General features: G+C 68.1%; 16 protein-coding genes. 9 read left to right on the top strand and 7 right to left on the bottom strand.

Translation table 11 applies throughout. From position 1 onward, the window contains the following. The first annotated feature begins 9 nt into the window (after positions 1-9). Positions 10-273, top strand: coding sequence for a hypothetical protein (locus IU452_RS00975; protein WP_195106944.1), 264 nt, complete (start codon positions 10-12; stop codon positions 271-273). 9 nt (positions 274-282) lie between these two features. Here IU452_RS00975 and IU452_RS00970 read toward each other — a convergent pair whose 3' ends face one another. After that, positions 283-681, bottom strand: a complete 399-nt coding sequence (locus tag IU452_RS00970) for a DoxX-like family protein (RefSeq protein ID WP_195106943.1) — start codon at positions 679-681, stop codon at positions 283-285. Between the two features lie 77 nt (positions 682-758). Here IU452_RS00970 and IU452_RS00965 point away from each other — a divergent pair, with 77 nt between their 5' ends. The 3 genes from IU452_RS00965 to IU452_RS00955 all read left to right on the top strand — a co-directional run bounded on the left by IU452_RS00965 (position 759) and on the right by IU452_RS00955 (position 5099). Continuing rightward, positions 759-1844, top strand: coding sequence for a potassium channel family protein (locus IU452_RS00965; RefSeq protein ID WP_195106942.1), 1086 nt, complete (start codon positions 759-761; stop codon positions 1842-1844). Between the two features lie 23 nt (positions 1845-1867). Continuing rightward, entirely contained in the window at positions 1868-2776 is a 909-nt protein-coding gene (gene nudC / locus IU452_RS00960; RefSeq protein ID WP_195106941.1) for an NAD(+) diphosphatase, read from the top strand. A 271-nt stretch (positions 2777-3047) separates the two neighbouring features. Then, positions 3048-5099 carry a CocE/NonD family hydrolase gene (locus IU452_RS00955; protein WP_195106940.1) on the top strand — a complete coding sequence of 684 codons (2052 nt, stop codon included), beginning with the start codon at positions 3048-3050 and terminating at the stop codon, positions 5097-5099. A gap of 3 nt (positions 5100-5102) precedes the next feature. Here the strand turns inward: IU452_RS00955 and IU452_RS00950 are convergent, their stop codons facing one another. Beyond that, positions 5103-5354: a mycoredoxin gene (locus IU452_RS00950; protein WP_324192376.1), complete on the bottom strand. Its 252-nt coding sequence runs from the start codon at positions 5352-5354 to the stop codon at positions 5103-5105. 62 nt (positions 5355-5416) lie between these two features. Here IU452_RS00950 and IU452_RS00945 point away from each other — a divergent pair, with 62 nt between their 5' ends. The 3 genes from IU452_RS00945 (at position 5417) to IU452_RS00935 (ending at position 8484) form a co-directional block, all read left to right on the top strand. Continuing rightward, a complete protein-coding gene (locus IU452_RS00945; RefSeq protein ID WP_228816392.1) occupies positions 5417-7618 on the top strand; it encodes an ATP-dependent DNA helicase UvrD2 in 2202 nt (733 codons plus the stop codon). Between the two features lie 107 nt (positions 7619-7725). Continuing rightward, on the top strand, positions 7726-8040 hold the full coding sequence (locus tag IU452_RS00940; RefSeq protein ID WP_195106938.1) for a hypothetical protein: 315 nt from the start codon (positions 7726-7728) through the stop codon (positions 8038-8040). 159 nt (positions 8041-8199) lie between these two features. Next, positions 8200-8484 carry a WhiB family transcriptional regulator gene (locus tag IU452_RS00935; protein WP_416382269.1) on the top strand — a complete coding sequence of 95 codons (285 nt, stop codon included), beginning with the start codon at positions 8200-8202 and terminating at the stop codon, positions 8482-8484. Positions 8485-8555: 71 nt separating this feature from the next. Here the strand turns inward: IU452_RS00935 and IU452_RS00930 are convergent, their stop codons facing one another. Further along, complete coding sequence (locus IU452_RS00930; protein WP_324192375.1) at positions 8556-9164, bottom strand: helix-turn-helix domain-containing protein; 609 nt, start codon at positions 9162-9164, stop codon at positions 8556-8558. Between the two features lie 140 nt (positions 9165-9304). On the opposite strand from IU452_RS00930, the gene IU452_RS00925 reads away from it, so the two are divergent. Then, a complete protein-coding gene (locus IU452_RS00925; protein ID WP_195106936.1) occupies positions 9305-10414 on the top strand; it encodes an aryl-sulfate sulfotransferase in 1110 nt (369 codons plus the stop codon). A gap of 386 nt (positions 10415-10800) precedes the next feature. On the opposite strand, the gene IU452_RS00920 is transcribed toward IU452_RS00925, so the two are convergent. Continuing rightward, complete coding sequence (locus IU452_RS00920; protein WP_195106935.1) at positions 10801-12144, bottom strand: ABC1 kinase family protein; 1344 nt, start codon at positions 12142-12144, stop codon at positions 10801-10803. 199 nt (positions 12145-12343) lie between these two features. Between IU452_RS00920 and IU452_RS00915 the strand changes: the two genes are divergently transcribed. Beyond that, positions 12344-12616 (top strand): hypothetical protein, encoded by a 273-nt coding sequence (locus IU452_RS00915; RefSeq protein ID WP_195106934.1) that lies wholly within the window; start codon positions 12344-12346, stop codon positions 12614-12616. On the opposite strand, the gene IU452_RS00910 is transcribed toward IU452_RS00915, so the two are convergent. The 3 genes from IU452_RS00910 to IU452_RS00900 all read right to left on the bottom strand — a co-directional run bounded on the left by IU452_RS00910 (position 12544) and on the right by IU452_RS00900 (position 16240). After that, positions 12544-13479: a hypothetical protein gene (locus tag IU452_RS00910; RefSeq protein WP_228816257.1), complete on the bottom strand. Its 936-nt coding sequence runs from the start codon at positions 13477-13479 to the stop codon at positions 12544-12546. The two genes, IU452_RS00915 and IU452_RS00910, sit on opposite strands and share 73 nt — an antisense overlap. Before the next feature lie 271 nt (positions 13480-13750). Then, positions 13751-15289 carry a cytochrome P450 gene (locus tag IU452_RS00905; RefSeq protein WP_195106933.1) on the bottom strand — a complete coding sequence of 513 codons (1539 nt, stop codon included), beginning with the start codon at positions 15287-15289 and terminating at the stop codon, positions 13751-13753. 147 nt (positions 15290-15436) lie between these two features. Further along, complete coding sequence (locus tag IU452_RS00900) at positions 15437-16240, bottom strand: alpha/beta fold hydrolase (protein WP_195106932.1); 804 nt, start codon at positions 16238-16240, stop codon at positions 15437-15439. Between the last annotated feature and the right edge of the window lie 131 nt (positions 16241-16371).

The raw sequence follows: 16371 nt of genomic DNA, 5'->3' as shown, positions 1-16371 counted from the left end.
GGACGAGCAGTGAGATTCGTCAGGCGGGCCATTGCGCGCCGCGCGACCGCGGACGACTACGGCCTGCTGGTCCCGGTGGCGACGGTGTTCGACCGGGATGCCGCCGAGGCCGTGCGTGCCCTGCTGCGGTCCTGTGGCATTCGCGCCACCGCGGGGCCTGCGGCGCCCGGTCGGGTACAGCGCGCGCTGCGCCGGACCGAGGGTCTGCGCATCCTGGTATTCCCCGAGGATGCCCACCGCGCTCGCGAATTCCTGTACCGCCATACGGTCTGAGCGATCCGGCTACGGCCGGGCGGACTCCCGGCTCACCTTCAACGACTGGGTGACCAGTGGAACCTGCATCGGCAGGCGTACCACGGAAATGAACTTCAACAGGGGAGATGCCTTCGAGTTGCCGAGGCAGTCGGCGGTGAACTGGACGTTGGCCGGGAACACGGCGATGAACAGCAGCGCCGCCAGCAGGCCGCCCAGTCGCCTGGTCCGTGGGATCGCCAGCGCCGCGCCCACCGCCAGTTCGGCGGCACCGGACCAGTAGGTGTAGGTCCGCGCCCGGCCCGGCAGCATGCGCGGGACGATCGCGTCGTAGAACTTCGGCACGGTGAAATGCAGGACACCCGAACCGAACAACAGTGTGGTGAGCAGGTACAGGCGCCGAGGATTCGACGGGCGGTCGACTGTCATGTCACACACCCTGTCATTCGCGTGCCGCCGCGTCGAGTCCACCCGCTCCCGGTACGCTGCGGTTCTGTGGCGCAGATATGGCTCGACAGGCCCCGGTGATCCCCGTGTTCGACGACCCTCCCCATGGTCTGCGTCGGTTGACCGACCGTCCCGATTACGCGCTCGTCGGCATCCTGCGCATCCCGGAAATCCAGACCAGTCCTTGGGTTTCGCTGGCCCGGCGGGTCACCTTCGCGGTCTTCCTGCTGGTCGCCGCCACCTTGGTGGTCTACTTCGGCCGCCACGGATACCGCGACAACCAGGGCGGCGAACTGTCGCTGCTGGACGCGGCGTACTACTCGACGGTGTCGCTGTCCACCACCGGCTACGGCGACATCACGCCGGTCACGCCGGAGGCGCGGTTGATCAATACGATCGTCATCACGCCGTTGCGCGTCCTCTTTCTGATCGTCCTGGTCGGCACCACCCTGCAGGTGCTCACCGAACGGTCCCGGCAGGTGTTCAAGATTCAGCGATGGAGGCACAGGGTGCGCAATCACACCGTGGTCATCGGGTACGGCACGAAGGGCCGCACCGCCGTCGACGCGATGCTCGGTGATGGGGTGCAGCCCGCCGATATCGTCATTGTCGACACCGATCACGTGGTGCTGGAGGCCGCGGCGAATGCGGGCCTGGTGACCGTGCACGGCTCGGCCACCCAATCCGATGTGCTGCGGCTGGCCGGTGTGCAGCATGCGGCGTCGGTGGTGGTGGCCGCCAATCGCGACGACACCGCGGTGCTGGTCACGCTGACCGCCCGGGAACTGAACCCGAAGGCCAAGATCGTCGCCTCCATCCGCGAGGCGGAGAACACCCATCTGCTGCGGCAGTCGGGCGCCGATTCGGTGGTGGTGTCCTCCGAGACGGCGGGCCGGCTGCTCGGCATCGCCACCACCACTCCGAGCGTGGTCGACATGATCGAGGATCTGCTGACCCCGGAGGCCGGATTCGCCATCGCCGAGCGGGATGTGGAAGCCGACGAAGTGGGCGGCTCACCTCGGCACCTGCGCGACATCGTGCTGGGCGTGGTGCGCGACGGCAGCCTGATTCGCGTGGACGAGCCGGAGGTCGATGCGCTCGAGGCCGCCGACAAGCTGCTTTACATCCGCCGCGTGCCCAAGTGAGATCGCCGGATACGCTCGGTGGCGTGTCCGGATTCGAGCTGCACCACGTTCCGCTGTTGTCGCGCTCCGCGCTCGATCGTGCCGAGGAGTTGCGCTCGGACGAACAGGCGCTGAAGGAGGGCTGGTCGACCGCGAAACTGTTGCGGATGAATCGGCGCGGTCAGGTCCGCATCGAGGGCGAGGAGATCGTCTGGGATGCGGCCACCTCGCTTGCCGCCGAACCGATTCCGGAGGCGGTATTCCTGGGCGTGGACGGCGGGATCCACCTGTGGGCCACGCGCGACAACGATCTCGACGGCCGGTTGATGGATCTGCGCACGGTCGGCATCGTCCTGCGTCTGGATGATCTCACCCTGGGCGTGCTGTCCACCGCCCTGGCCCTGCTCAACTGGCACGACAAGGCGAAGTTCAGCGCCGCCGACGGCACCCCCACCCGGCCCGCGAACGCCGGGTGGACGCGGTTGTCCGAAGCCGGGCACGAGGAGTTTCCGCGCATCGACCCGGCGGTGATCTGCCTGGTCCACGACGGCGGGGATCGCGTCCTGCTGGCCCGCCAGCACACCTGGCCCGAGGGCATGTTCTCGCTGCTGGCCGGTTTCGTGGAGGCGGGGGAGTCGCTGGAGCGCTGCGTCGAACGCGAGATCCGCGAGGAGGTCGGCGTCGACGTCCGCGAGATCCGCTATCTGGGCAGCCAGCCGTGGCCGCTGCCGCGGTCGCTGATGCTCGGCTTCACCGCGGTCGCCGACCCGGATCAGCCGCTGACCTTCGCCGACGGCGAGATCGCGGAGGGGTACTGGTTCACCCGTGACGAGGTCCGCGAGGCGCTGGGCCGTGGTGCGTGGGGGTCGAAGGGGTCCGAGGGCGCGCGCCTCATGCTCCCCGGTTCGATCTCCATTGCCCGGACCATCGTCGAAGCCTGGGCCGCCGCCTGAGTGTGAGTTGAATCACCAACTGATCTTTAGCTGTCTGATTGCCCTTGTTTAATTCCGCCGGAAACAGAGGTGTCGGTCGTCACCTTCGGGCCGGTCGGACCGTAATGTGAGGGCATTTCCTAGGGCTCCTTTGCTGGTCAAGTAGGCCGGTGTACGGCGTGAGAATGTGAGCGATATCTGTTTCATTTGCCGTAACCGGCAGTTGCTTATTGTCTGCTGATGGCTACACTTCCGGACATCTGACCATTTCGAGAGAGGTGGGTCACAGACGATGAAGTACGCACTGCTCGCCACGGCGACCGCGACCGCTGCCGCGCTCACTCTCCCCCTCCTCGCCGTTCCGGCCTCCGCCGCGCCGGTCGCGACCGGTCCCGACGGCGGCGTCGCCGGGGCGGCCTGGACCGCCACGGAGGACGGCCCGCAGCAGTACCCGAACATCAACATCCAGTGGGATGTGCCGATCACCATGAGTGACGGAACAGTGTTGAAGGCCAATGTGTATCGGCCCGCCGACGCCGCAGGACGTCCCATCGATGTGCAGACGCCGGTCATCGTCAGCCTCACGCCCTACACCAAGCTGGTCTCCAACATCGTCGACCATGCGATTTCCATTCCGGGACTCTCGGATGCGCTGATCAACCTGCTGCGGATGATCGACCTCAGCGGGACTCCGCTGTCCGGCGTCACCGATATCACGAAAGCGTTCGGCGGCGGCGAGCTGCGCAGCTTCACGGTCGACCGGCAGCTGATCAAAAGCGGCTACGCCCAGGTCGTCGTCGATACTCGTGGCACCGGATTTTCCCAGGGCGTCTGGGACGCGCTACGCGAGCGTGAGCAACAGGACTCGGTCGAGGTGATCGACTGGGCGTCCAAACAGCCGTGGTCGGACGGCAAGGTCGGGATGAGCGGGATCTCCTATTCCGCGATCAACCAGTTGCAGGCCGCGCAGATGCATCCACCGGCGCTGAAGACGCTGTTCACCATCGTGCCGGGTAGCGACCTGAACCAGGACGTACTCTTGCCGGGCAATGGCTTCGGGATCACCTTCATCTCGCTGTGGCTCACCGCGATCAACACCCTCAAGTGGGTGCCCGATGCGCAATCGATCCTGACCGGCAAGTTCGACACCAAGTGGCTGACCGATCGCATCGATAGCCCGCTCACCTTCATGGATCTGCTCCTCAACGCCTATGCCAGCGTGCGGGTCGAAGATATGAGTCCGTTGATGAAGGACGTCCTCACCCAGTTCTCGTCGACTCGCCGGGCGTGGCTGGGGCATGCGGACCAGGTGCAGGTGCCGACCTTCGTCGTCGGTGGCTGGCACGACCTGTTCACCTATTCGGAATCCAAGATCTACAACGACCTGCCGCTGCCGCCCGGACAGAAACAGTTGCTGATGGGCAACACCTATCACATCAATTCCGGCAATGAATACGGCAAGCCCGGCCTGCCGCCGCGGGTCGACGTGCTGCAGCGGGCGTGGTTCGACAAGTGGCTCAAGGGCATCGATAACGGTATCGACACCTACGGCCCCGTGACGCTGCGTCAGCAGGGTGGCGGCTGGATCACCCAGGACGGTTTCGGGCCGTCGGCCCCGGCCGAGGAGGCTTCGCAGTATCGGCGGATGTACCTGTCGGCCAACCGCAGTGGCACCGCGACCAGCGTCTACGACGGTTCGCTGACCGCCGGGCCGAACGGTGATACCGCCCGGCTGACGGTGGCGCCGGGGCTGACGACGCTGTGCTCCAACGACTCCGCTCAGGCCACGGTCGGCGAGCTGTCGATCATCGACGGGTGTGCGAAGGATTCCCGGATCGCCGAATTGAACGGGCTGACGTTCACCAGTGCGCCGGTGGCCGAGCCGACCTCCATTTCCGGTCCGATCGCGGTGCGGCTCAATACGGTTCAGGACGCGGCGGACGGCTATTGGACGGTCACGGTCAACGACGTGGCACCCGACGGGCAGTCCACCGTGCTGACCTCCGGCCAGCTGCTGGCCTCCGCGCGAGCCATCGACGAGGAACTCAGCTCCCGGTCGCCCAACGGCGACTACACCGATCCGCGCCCCTATGCCTCCCTGGACAAGCGGCAGCCGACGGTGCCGGGGCAACCGACGACCCTCGATATCGGGCTGTCGGCAACCGAGGCGGTGCTGCAGCCGGGGCATCGGCTGCGCCTCGACGTGTTCGCGCTGAACCTCGCCAAGAGCCTGCCCATGACGCCGTTCCTGATCGACAGCGGACTGAAGCCCGAACACGTGCAGCTGGATCCCGACGCACCGAGCTTCGTCAACGTCCCGGTGCGTGGCAATCCCGGCTGGTAGTTCTCAGGCGATCGCGGCCAGTGCCTGCCTGACCTGGACGAGGGTGGGGTTGGTCGCGGTCGAGCCGTCACGGTACTTCACGGTCGGCACCACATGGTTGCCGCCGTTGACGCTGCCCACGAACTCGGCGGCCGCGGGATCCTGCTCGATGTCGACCTCGGTGTAGGTGATGCCGGCCTCGTCGAGTTGCTTCTTGAGCCGACGGCAGTAGCCGCACCAGGTCGTCGAGTACATGGTCAGGTCGGTAGCTGTCACGCATCCTGTAACAGGGCAGTAGCCGAACCTGTTCCCCGGGCTTGTCGGACCCCGCTGTCATGATGGACCCCGTGCCCGCACCGACGACTTCGCCCCAGCCTCGGCTCGACGGACTCGATGCCGAGCAGGCCGCCGCCGTGCTGGCGCCGCGGGGGCCGGTGTGTGTGCTCGCGGGCGCCGGGACCGGGAAGACGCGCACGATCACGCACCGCATTGCCCATCTGGTGTCGGCCGGACATGTGCGGGCCGGTCAGGTGCTGGCGGTCACGTTCACCGCGCGGGCGGCGGGGGAGTTGCGCAATCGGCTGCGGGCGCTGGGGCTCGGGGGCGAGGCGAATGCGGTGCAGGCGCGCACCTTCCACGCGGCCGCGCTGCGCCAGCTGCGCTATTTCTGGCCGCAGATCATCGGTGACGTGCCGTGGCGATTGATCGACAGCAAACTCCCGATCGTCGCGCAGGCCGCCCACCGGGCGGGGCTGGCCACGGTCACCGAGAGCGTGCGCGACCTGGCCGGTGAGATCGAGTGGGCGAAGGCCTCGCTGATCGCCCCGGAGGACTATGTCGCCGCCGTGGTGCGCCACCACCGCGAGACCCCGTACGAGGCGCGCAAGGTCGCCGACGTCTACACCGGATACGAGGAGTTGAAGCAGAGCCCCGCCGGGGCGGAGGGGCGGGACGGTCCCTGCCTGCTGCTGGACTTCGACGATCTGCTGCTGCACACCGCCGCCGCGCTGGAGGACTATCCGGCCGTGGCCGAGGAGTTCCGGGGCCGCTACCGCTGCTTCGTGGTGGACGAATATCAGGACGTCACCCCGCTGCAGCAGCGGGTGCTCGACGCCTGGCTCGGCGATCGTGACGATCTGACGGTGGTCGGCGACGCCAACCAGACCATCTACTCCTTCACCGGTGCCAGTCCGGGCTTCCTGCTGGACTTCTCCCGGCGCTTCCCGGATGCCACCGTGGTCCGGCTGGAACGCGACTACCGGTCCACCCCGCAGGTGGTCTCGCTGGCCAATCAGGTGATCGGTGCTGCCCGTGGCCGTATCGCGGGTACCCGGCTGCAACTGGTCGGGCAGCGCGCCGACGGCCCGGAGCCGGTATTCGCCGAATACGACGACGAGTCCGCCGAGGCCGCGGCCGTGGCGAAGGCCATCGCGCGGCTGATGGGCAAGGGCATCCCGGCGGCGGAGATCGCCGTGCTCTATCGCATCAACGCCCAGTCCGAGGCGTACGAGCAGGCGCTCACCGAGGCCGGTATCCCGTATCAGGTGCGCGGCGGGGAGGGTTTCTTCCAGCGCGCCGAGGTGCGCCAGGCCGTCTCGGCGCTGCGCCAGACCGCCGCCCGCGACGACCTGCCCGATGCCCGCGGTGCCGAACTGGTCACGCTGGTGCGTGCGGCCCTGGCCCGGCTGGGCCTGACCGCCACCGAGCCCAGCGGCGCCCAGGCCCGCGAACGCTGGGCGTCGCTGGTGGCCCTGGTGCAGCTCACCGAGGAATTGACCACGCACGATGCGGAGCTGGACCTCGCGGGCCTGCTGCGCGAACTCGCCGCCCGCGCCGAGGCCCGCCACCCACCGACCGTGCAGGGCGTCACCCTCGCCTCGCTGCATGCGGCCAAGGGGCTCGAGTGGGATGCGGTATTCCTGGTCGGCCTCGCCGACGGCACCCTGCCGATCGCGCACGTGCTGGGCGAGGGCGGCGCCGTCGTGGACGAGGCGGCGCTCGAGGAGGAGCGGCGGCTGCTGTACGTCGGGGTCACCCGCGCCCGCGAGCACCTGCATCTGTCGTGGGCGCTCTCGCGCGGCGAGGGCGGCCGTAAGACACGGCGGCGCAGTCGCTTCCTCAACGGCCTGATCCCCGAGGATTCGCCCGCCTCGCGCATCGCCCATGCGTCGGGTGACCGCCGCGGCGGGCCGAAACGCAGCCACCCCGCCTGTCGCGTGTGCGGCCGCCCGCTGCTCGGCACCACGGCCACCATGCTCGGGCGCTGTTCGCGCTGCCCGGCCGACCTCGATGCCGTCCTGCTGGATGCGCTGCGGGAGTGGCGGCGGGAGAAGGCCGACGAGCTGTCGGTCCCGCATTTCGTGGTGTTCAGCGACACCACGCTGACAGCCATCGCCGAGCAGCTGCCCACCGACGACCGGGCGCTGGTCGCCATCCCCGGAATCGGCGCCAAGAAACTGGGGCAGTTCGGTGCCGATGTCATAGCGATAGTGCGTTCGAGGCTGCGTGCGCAAGACCATAAAACTGCAGGTGAAAAATAGGTTGTGCGGTTGTGATTCGCCCCCGTAGGGTGGGGATCACGCACCGGGAGGTCATTCCGGCGCGCACAGTGACCAAACGGATTACGAGTAAGGAGGGAGGCAGACCAATGAACGGCATCACCACCAACACAGCGTTGATCGGCGTTGCGCCGACGGCGATTCCGTGCGTGCCTGTCTCCCGGGGGGTCCTCGCTTTGCAGGGGACCGGTCTGTCCGCCGTAGCCATCTTCGGAACCGAACACCTCGGGCCGAAGCATGTCTTCATGACGGACAAGCCCATGCGGAGCTGGCACCCGGTGTATGCCGACGCATTTGCCGGCGCCAACGCAGCAGCCGACCGTATTACGGCTGGCCTGCAGGCAGCCCGCCTCCGCGACGCAAGCCCAGCGACCGTGTTCAGGAGTCGTCACCGACTCAGGTAGGGGTCACCTCCCCAAGCCTCCTGGCCACGGATCGCAAGAAGCGAGACCGTGGCCATAGTTTTATCGGCACTTCAGCCATCGGCACCGGTTTCGCGGACAACCAAACGACCGCTGCACGAGCTGAAGGAGCAAGACGTGTCTACCGCGACCGTTACTCGCGTGACATGCCGATCGACCGTGGCCCCGACTTCCCGCACCCGGGGAGTCGCGCTCACCCTGCCTTGCCGGGTCGGCGACCCCGACCTGTGGTTCGCGGAGAGCCCGGCCCAGCTGGAGGAGGCCAAGGCACTGTGCGCTACCTGCCCGATCCGTAAGGGCTGCCTGGCCGCCGCGCTGGATCGTGGTGAGCCCTGGGGTGTCTGGGGCGGGGAGATCTTCGACCAGGGTGTCGTCATCGCCCGCAAGCGGCCGCGTGGCCGCCCGCGCAAGGTGGCCGTGGCGTAATGGTCACCGCGCATGATCGGGAACGCGAACGAGCCCCGCATCTCTGTCCGAGGTGCGGGGCTCGTCCTCTCTCAGCGCCTCCGATGCGGCGGATGGCGGACCACCAACCCGTCGGTGACCGCCAGCAGGACGGTCACCGTGTCGTCGGTGTGCGCCCACCAGCGGTGTTGCACGCCTCCGGTGCAGTAGTACGCGTCCCCGGTGGACAGCACGATCTCCTCGCCGTCGGCGACGACGGTGATCGTGCCGCGCACCACATAGATCAATTCGTCGTTCTCGTGGGCGAATTCGCGCCCGCCGCGGCCGGTGCCGCCGGTGAACTCCAGGGCGCGCAGGTCCCGGCGGCCGTGCACCAGCGAGCGGACCGATCCGTCACCACCCGGATCGGCCTGGGCGAGAACCGAATCGGTGCCCGCGCGCACCACCGCCTCGCCGGGCGTGGGGTCGGCCTCGGCGAGCAGTTCGGTCGCGGTGGTGCCCAGCGCGTCGGCGATCCGCTGCAGTGAGCGCAGGCTGGTATTGGTGCGGCCGTTTTCGAACTGACTGAGGAACGAGGGCGAGAGCGCGGTGCGCTCGGCCAATTGGGCCAGGGTCAGCTTTGCCGCCAGCCGCCGATTGTGCACGACATCGGCCAGGCTCAGTCGACGCGCTCGTTCCAACACCTCACTGTCCGCGTGCACTCGACCCAACCTCTCGCCGGTATGCCTCATTGTCGGCCCCGCGCCGACGTAGCCCAGTTTTTACCTCACGATGATCGCAAGTGTTCAGCGAACCTCCTCTGTACTGAATATTCAGTATCAGTAGATTTTCAGGAGGTGTGGTGGAGCAGAACACGCTCAGGCGGCGGGGAACAGGTCTGATCGGGATCGATCCGGAGCTGTCGTGGCCCGGGTACACGCTGTATGCGCCGCTGGCGAGCCGGGGTGTGGTGGAGCTGGTGGATGCGCAGGGCGAGCCGGTCCACCGGTGGTCGCTGCCGTATCGGCCGGGGCGGCACGCGCGGCTGCTTGCCGACGGCACCCTCGCCTACAACGGAGCGACGCTGGCGATCGAGCCGCCGTTCGCGATGTGGCGCAAATACAGCGGCGGGTCGATGGGCAAATACGACCCGAACGGCGTGCTGCTCAGCGAATTTCGCGACGACTACCAGCATCACGACGCCCATCACTACGACGACGGACGCATCCTCTACACCGCGGTGGAACCGCTCACCGGTGCGGCCGCGCGGCGCATCGAGGGCGGGGTTGCGGGCACCGAGGCGGACGGTGTCGTCTGGGCGGACGTGATCCGCGAGGTCGCGGCCGACGGCACGCCGCTCTGGGAATGGCGAGCATTCGAGCAGCTGGATCCCGCCGAATTCGGATTGCAGCCGCACTACTGGCGCGAGCATTGGCCGCTGATCAACAGCGTGCACCCGCTCGACGAGCACACCGTGGTGGCGAGCCTGCGCAGCGTCTCGGCGGTCATCACCATCGATCGGCGCACCGGCCGGTACACCACGCTCGCGGATCGGACCACCGTCGCCCAACAACATCACGCCACCCCGGTCGGCGACGGCAAGATCCTGATCTTCGACAACGGCACCTTCCGCACCGGCGAATCGGTCCCCTACAGCCGAGTCATCGAAATCGACGCCCGCACAGGCGAACTCGTCTGGACCTACCAGGACTCCCCACGCGAGGCCTTCTTCACTCCGTTCATGGGCGCCGCCCAACGCCTCCCCAACGGCAACACCCTCATCACCGAAGCCGCCTTCGGCCGCATCTTCGAGGTAACCCCCACCCTCCGCACCTGCTGGGAATACATAGTCCCCTCCTTCCCCACCTACCCCGACCCCACCACCGCCAAGCTCTTCCCCGCCCCCTCCAACGCCATCTTCCGCGCCTACCGCTACACCCCACCCGAAATCCCCTGGCTAAACCCCCGCTGAACCCCACCCTCACCCAACGCAGTCCCTTCTTCCCGCCGCCCACCTCCGCATCTCCACACACGAGCGCCCGTCTTAGTCTTTCCCCGCCCAAGTAGGTGCGTCTGCCGTTTCCCTGTACTCGCGCATGCCTTCGCCATTCCCAGAGCGCTCGCCTTCGCCATTCCCAGAGCGTGTGTCTTCGTCACCCCTGAGGCGTGTGCCTTCGTCACTTCCAGGGGGCCTGCCTCGGTCACCCTCGAGGCGTGTGTCTTCGTCACTTCCAGGGCCAGCCTCGGTTACCCCCGGGAGCCTGCCTTCGTCGTCCTCTGTCGGGTGGGTGCTGTCTTCATTCCCTGCACCCCGGCGCCTCAGCGCCGGGGTGCAGGGCTCGTGAGGTGGGTGGGAAGTCAGCTGGCGGTTCGGTATTCGGCGTAGCCGGGGACCCAGTCGTGCATCAGGCGCATGAAGGGGACCTCGGCCTCGAGTTGGGCGCAGATGCCGATCGAGCCCATCAGTACCCGGAAGACCATGGCGTGTTCCGGGGGGAGTTGGAGCGCCCAGGAGGTCTTCATTTCGGGGCTCGTGATGTCGGTTGCCTTGCTGGCGACGCGCTGCATCCACCGGCGGGTGAAGTGGAAGGTTTCGGTGCGGATGGGGTCGGAGAACGGGCGCAGGAAATCGGCGATCTCGCGATGGGTCACCGTCTTGCCGGGTAGCACCCAGCCGTTGTCGTGCATCAGCTGGGTCAGTTCCTCGTAGCGGTCCTCCACCGCCAGCGCCACCATCCGGCCGAGGATCGGCGGGAAACCGTTCGGCAGCGGTGCGCATGCGCCGTAGTCGATGACCGCGAGCTTGCCGTCGGGCAGCATCAGGAAGTTGCCGGGGTGCGGGTCGCCGTGCAGCAGCCCGACCGTGGCCGGGGAACAGAAGTCGAATTCGGCCATCAGCCCGGCCACCCGGTTGCGCAGGTCACGGGTGCCCTCCGGATCCGCATTGCCCCGGGCGATGATCGCCGACACCGGGGTGGCGTCGAGCCATTCGGTCACCAGAACCTTCGGCGAGCTGGCCACCACCTTGGGCACCCGGAAACGCGGATGCCCGTCGAAACCCTTGGCGAATGCGCGCTGGTTACCGGCCTCGATGCGGTAGTCCAGCTCCTCTTCCATCCGTTCGCTGATCTCGGCCAGCACCGGCTTCACATCGGCGGTCTGCAGCAGGGTGGCGATCATTCCGGCCATCCGGTTCAGCGTCTTCAGATCCGCGCGCAATGCCTCGTCGGCGCCGGGATACTGCACCTTCACCGCGACCGTGCGGCCGTCGGACCAGACGGCCTTGTGGACCTGGCCGATACTCGCCGAGGCGGCCGGGGCGTCGTCGAACTCCCGGAACCGCTGCCGCCACGCGGTGCCCAGCTGCTGATCGAGGACCCGGTGGACGGTCGCCGCCGACATCGGCGGGGCCGCGGCCTGCAGTTTGGTGAGCGCCTCGCGGTAGTGCTCGCCGAACTGCTCGGGCACCGCCGCCTCCATCACCGACAGCGCCTGCCCGAATTTCATTGCGCCGCCCTTGAGTTCGCCCAGGACGGTGAACAGTTGCTCGGCGGCCTTCTGGTTCAGTTCCGCGTTGATTTCACCCTTGTCGCCCCCGGCGAGCTTGCGACCGAATCCCACGGCGGCGCGGCCCGCGATCCCGAGCGGGATCTTGGCCAGTTTGGCGTTGCGGGACGAGCGACGGCGCACAATCTCGGACACCTCCCCATCATGGCGGACGTACCGTGCGGTGTGCCATGAGAATTGGGTGAACCGGACGGTCGCCGCAGGGTGTGCATTCCGTCACAGCACGGTGGCCGCCCGGTGTTTGCCGGTGGCGGGCCCCGGACGATCGGGGCTGTACCTGCCGCTGACCGGCGCCGATACTGGCCGACGACTCACCTCGAGGAACGGAGGGAAGATGCGAGCTCGACGACTGGCCGCCGGTGGTGTGGTGGCCGCCGCACTGCTCGTACCGGCGCTGTCGACAGCGGCGGCGAATGCTTCGGAACCCCTGGTCGCCGACTCCGCGGCGATCCAGCCGATCGACGAGGTTCCGCCGGTGGTCACCGGATCGGCCGTCGTCGATGGCGTGCTCGGTAGCTGGGGACATGTCGTGCCCTATCTGATGGCGGGTCGCTGGGGTTGTGCGGTGCTGGCGGCGGCCGGATCGTCGTACGCCTGCGGCGGCTGAGCGTCGGCATCGGACCGCCGTGCGGCGCGACAGCCACAAGCCGCATGCGGGCCCCACTGCCGCCGCTCGATGCGATGCGACTGGGGGTCCAGTTCCAATGTGGTGTCCAGGGTCTGCGGTGGACTCTCGGCCCGCCCGGCCATGATCGTCTCCAGCTCGCGCAGCACCAGCGCCGTGGTGGCGGCGATGGTCGCGGGCGAGGCGTGCCCGACCCGTCCGAGCAGCTGTCCGGCCAGATGCGGCCACTCCGCGTCCAGATCGCGGCGGGTCAGATCGGCACAGCGCAGACAGCTGGTGCCGCCGGGCAGCACCAGCGGGCCGACGATGCCGCGGCCGTCGCGGATGCGGACCTGAAGGTGCGGAATCCGGTGCAGCACGAGGTCGTTCACCAGATGCGGTTCGGGCACCAGGGCGTCGGCGAGCACCACCAGATCTGCCGACCATGCGGAGACGGGGGAGCGGGCGTCGTATTCACGGGACCGGGTCGGCCGCAGCCCCAGTGTGCGCGCGCCCGCGGCGATCGCATCCGACAGCGGCCCGCGCCCGTGCACCCGCACGGCCCGTACCTCGGCCGCGCGGGCATGCGGCCGCACCAGCAATCCGGCCCCGTCCAGTTCGGCGAGCACCGCCAGCGCATCCGCGACGGCCACGCCGAAACGGGCTGCCTGCCACACGATCTGCGGATGGCTGCGCAGCCCGTCCAGTAACCGCAGGAATTCCAGCACGGTATCGGCCTGCCACCCCGGCGGATCCAGCACCATCGCCCGCTCCGGATCCCACCCCAACTGCACCACCCCCGACGGCCGGCGCAACACGGCCAGCCGCGGATGCAACATCGGCCCGCGTGGGCAATTCAACGTCATATCCGCAGTATCGCGGGCCCGTCCGGGACGGCAGTTGCCGAAAGCCCTGGTTATCCACAGAAAACCGGCTCATCCACAGGGCACCTCATGAGGACAACGTCCTGTCCGCGCCCGCTCGCCCATGTCCGCCCCACCGCCTCCCGTCCACGCCTGCGGAATTCCGCGTCTCAGCCCTTCCTGTCCGCTATGCCGCGTTCCGGTATCCCGCTGCCCGCCACCGTCTTTCCGGCGCGCTGGTCGAAATGTCGGAACCGGGTCGACAGGGCCGCAGTCACACAGCTTGATGGTGGCGGCGGGCCGGGCGTTCGGTCGGGTGCATCCATACCGGCTCGTCCGGGCCGCCGGTGAACGAGATCTGGGGGCGAATAGGCTTGTCGTTCACGGGGTTCAGCTCCAGGCGCTGGGCCATGGTGGCCAGTACGAGCACGGCCTCCATGGTGGCGAAGCCGTAGGCGACGCACATGCGCTTACCGGCGCCGAAGGGGAGGGACGCCTGCTTCTGTGGTGTCTGCAGGTTCTCGGGCAGGTATCGGGTCGGGTCGAATTCGTCGGGGCGGTCCCAGATTCGGTCGTTGTGATGGACGCCGTGCAGCATGACCGCCACGGTGGTGCCCGCCTTGATCGGGTATCCGCCGAGCACATCGTCGCCGACCGCGACGCGGGCCAGCCCGATGATCGGCGGATAGACGCGCATGGTCTCCGACACCACGGCCTTGGTCCACACCAGCCGGTCGACGTCCTCGGCCGTCGGCACCCGCCCGGCCAGCACGGTGTCCAATTCCTCGTACAGCCGTTCCCGCACCTCGGGATGCTTGCCGAGCAGATGCCACGTCCACGCCAAGGCCGTTGCGGTCGTCTCCATTCCGGCGCCGATGAAGGTCATCAGCTCGTCGCGGATCTCCTGATCGGTGTAGGCGTATCCGGTCTCGGGATCGCGCGCATCCATCAGCAGCGCCAGCAGATTGTCCTTGCGGGTGATCCGCCCGGACCGATGATCGGCAATGAGCTGATCGATCACCGTCTCGACATGCCGCAGATCGCGCATGGCCCGGGGCGCGGTGAGCCAGCCCGCGGCGCGCATCAGCCGCATGGGCAACCGCGGGTTGTCGGCCGCCTCGGGATGCGGACCGTGCCGCAGCACCCACGTCGACATCGCCCGGATGGGTCGGCTCAGATTGGTCATGAAACCGACCCCGAAGAACCGCAACAGATTCGCCAGCCGCACCTGCGCCATCGGCCCCGCCAGATCGGTGCCGAACATGGTCCGGGCGATGATGTCCAGAGTGAGGCGGTTCATTTCGAAATTGACGTCGACCGGGCTGTCCGGCCCCGCGGCCGCGATGCGCTCGACGGCATCGAGCGCCGCCTCCGTCATCGGACCGGCGAACCGATCGACATTGCGCTTACCGAATACCGGTTGCACGAGCCGTCGGTTCCGCATCCACCGCCGGTCGTCGAGATCGGTCACCAATCCGCGCCCGAAGGCGACCGCGAGCATGTCGTACTCGGCGCTCTTGGCGTAGTTGTTCTGGTTGGTCACCAGGACGTGGCGGGCCAGTTCCGGGCTGCGGACGACCACGAACCGCAGAAACGGTATCCGCGCGACCATCACATCGTCCTGACCCGGCATGCGGGTCGCGTATTCGGTGATGGTGTGGTCGCGCACCCGGGGTACGGTCTTCACCGCCAGCTTCCACGACTCCCACCACGACACCCGCGTGTCGTGCCAGCGGATGAAGGTGGGCAACCAGCGGGATGGATGCAGGACCGCAGGATGCGATGCCCCGGTCGTCTTCGAGAGCGCTGCCATCGTTGCCGTGACTCCCTCCGCTACCCCTGAATGCGGCCAGTGTACATATGTGCACCGAATCATCCAAGGGGGTTGGAGGGGCCTTCAGCTGCCCCGACTCGTCCCGCTCGCATGTCGGTCGGGGAAACGAGTGAACGGCGAGAGATGTCAGCGGGTCGCGGCATCGGCCTGCCGGACGAGTGCGGTCACCGCCTCGGGATGGGAGACGAGTACCGCGTGCGAGCCCGAGATCTCGGTGACCCGGGAGTGGCAGCGTCCGGCCATGGCGCGTTGCGCGGCGGGCGGGACCGCGTTGTCCTGCTGGGGGATGAGCCACCAGCTCGGGTGCGCGTCGCAAGCCGGGGCGCCGTTGGGTTCGAGGAATGCACCCGGCGCGACCGAGTGCTGGGTCGCGGCCATCCGAGCGGCGGTATCCGCGGGGACGTCCGCGGCGAAGGCGTCGTGGAAGTACGCGGGGTCGATGTAGAGGTCGCCCGCGCGGCCGTACGGATCGTCCGCGAGCTTCGGCGCCACCACCGGCGGCATGAGCTTACTGCCCGGATATCGGATCGGGTCGGTGCCGAGCGCGGCCGGCTCGCCCTGTCCGGGCGCGAGGGCCGAAACGTACACCAGGGCCCGCACATTCGCCGCGCGCCCGGCATTGTTGATCACCGCGCCGCCGTAGGAGTGGCCGACCAGGATCACCGGGCCGGAGATGCTGTCGAGCGTGGAGCCGATGGCGGCCGCGTCGGAGGAGGGCCCGCGCAGTGGGTTGCCGGGGGCCACCACGGGGTAACCCAGCTCGCGCAGCTGACCCGCGACACCGTCCCAGCTGGCCGGGTCGGCGAAGGCGCCGTGCACGAGGACGACGGTCGGCAGCTGTTCCGGCGCGGCGGCGGCCACACCGGAACTCAACGCCAGCGCGGTCAGCGGCGCCGACAGGGCCATCAGCATCCGGCGGCAGGCTCGCATGAGCACTCCTCTCCTCGGCCGCAACGGCCGCCCAGCTCGGTCCCACATGAGTGGGCGGCACCGCGGAACGTGTAGTAGCCAGGAGATCGCTATTGGTTGGCGATCAATCCTCGCGGGTCACCATACTCCCG

Origin of the sequence: Nocardia transvalensis (genome assembly GCF_015477765.1) — a bacterium.
Taxonomy (GTDB): domain Bacteria; phylum Actinomycetota; class Actinomycetes; order Mycobacteriales; family Mycobacteriaceae; genus Nocardia; species Nocardia transvalensis_A.
The sequence above is the reverse complement of the archived record's forward strand: the minus strand, read 5'-3'. Positions and strand labels throughout refer to the sequence as shown.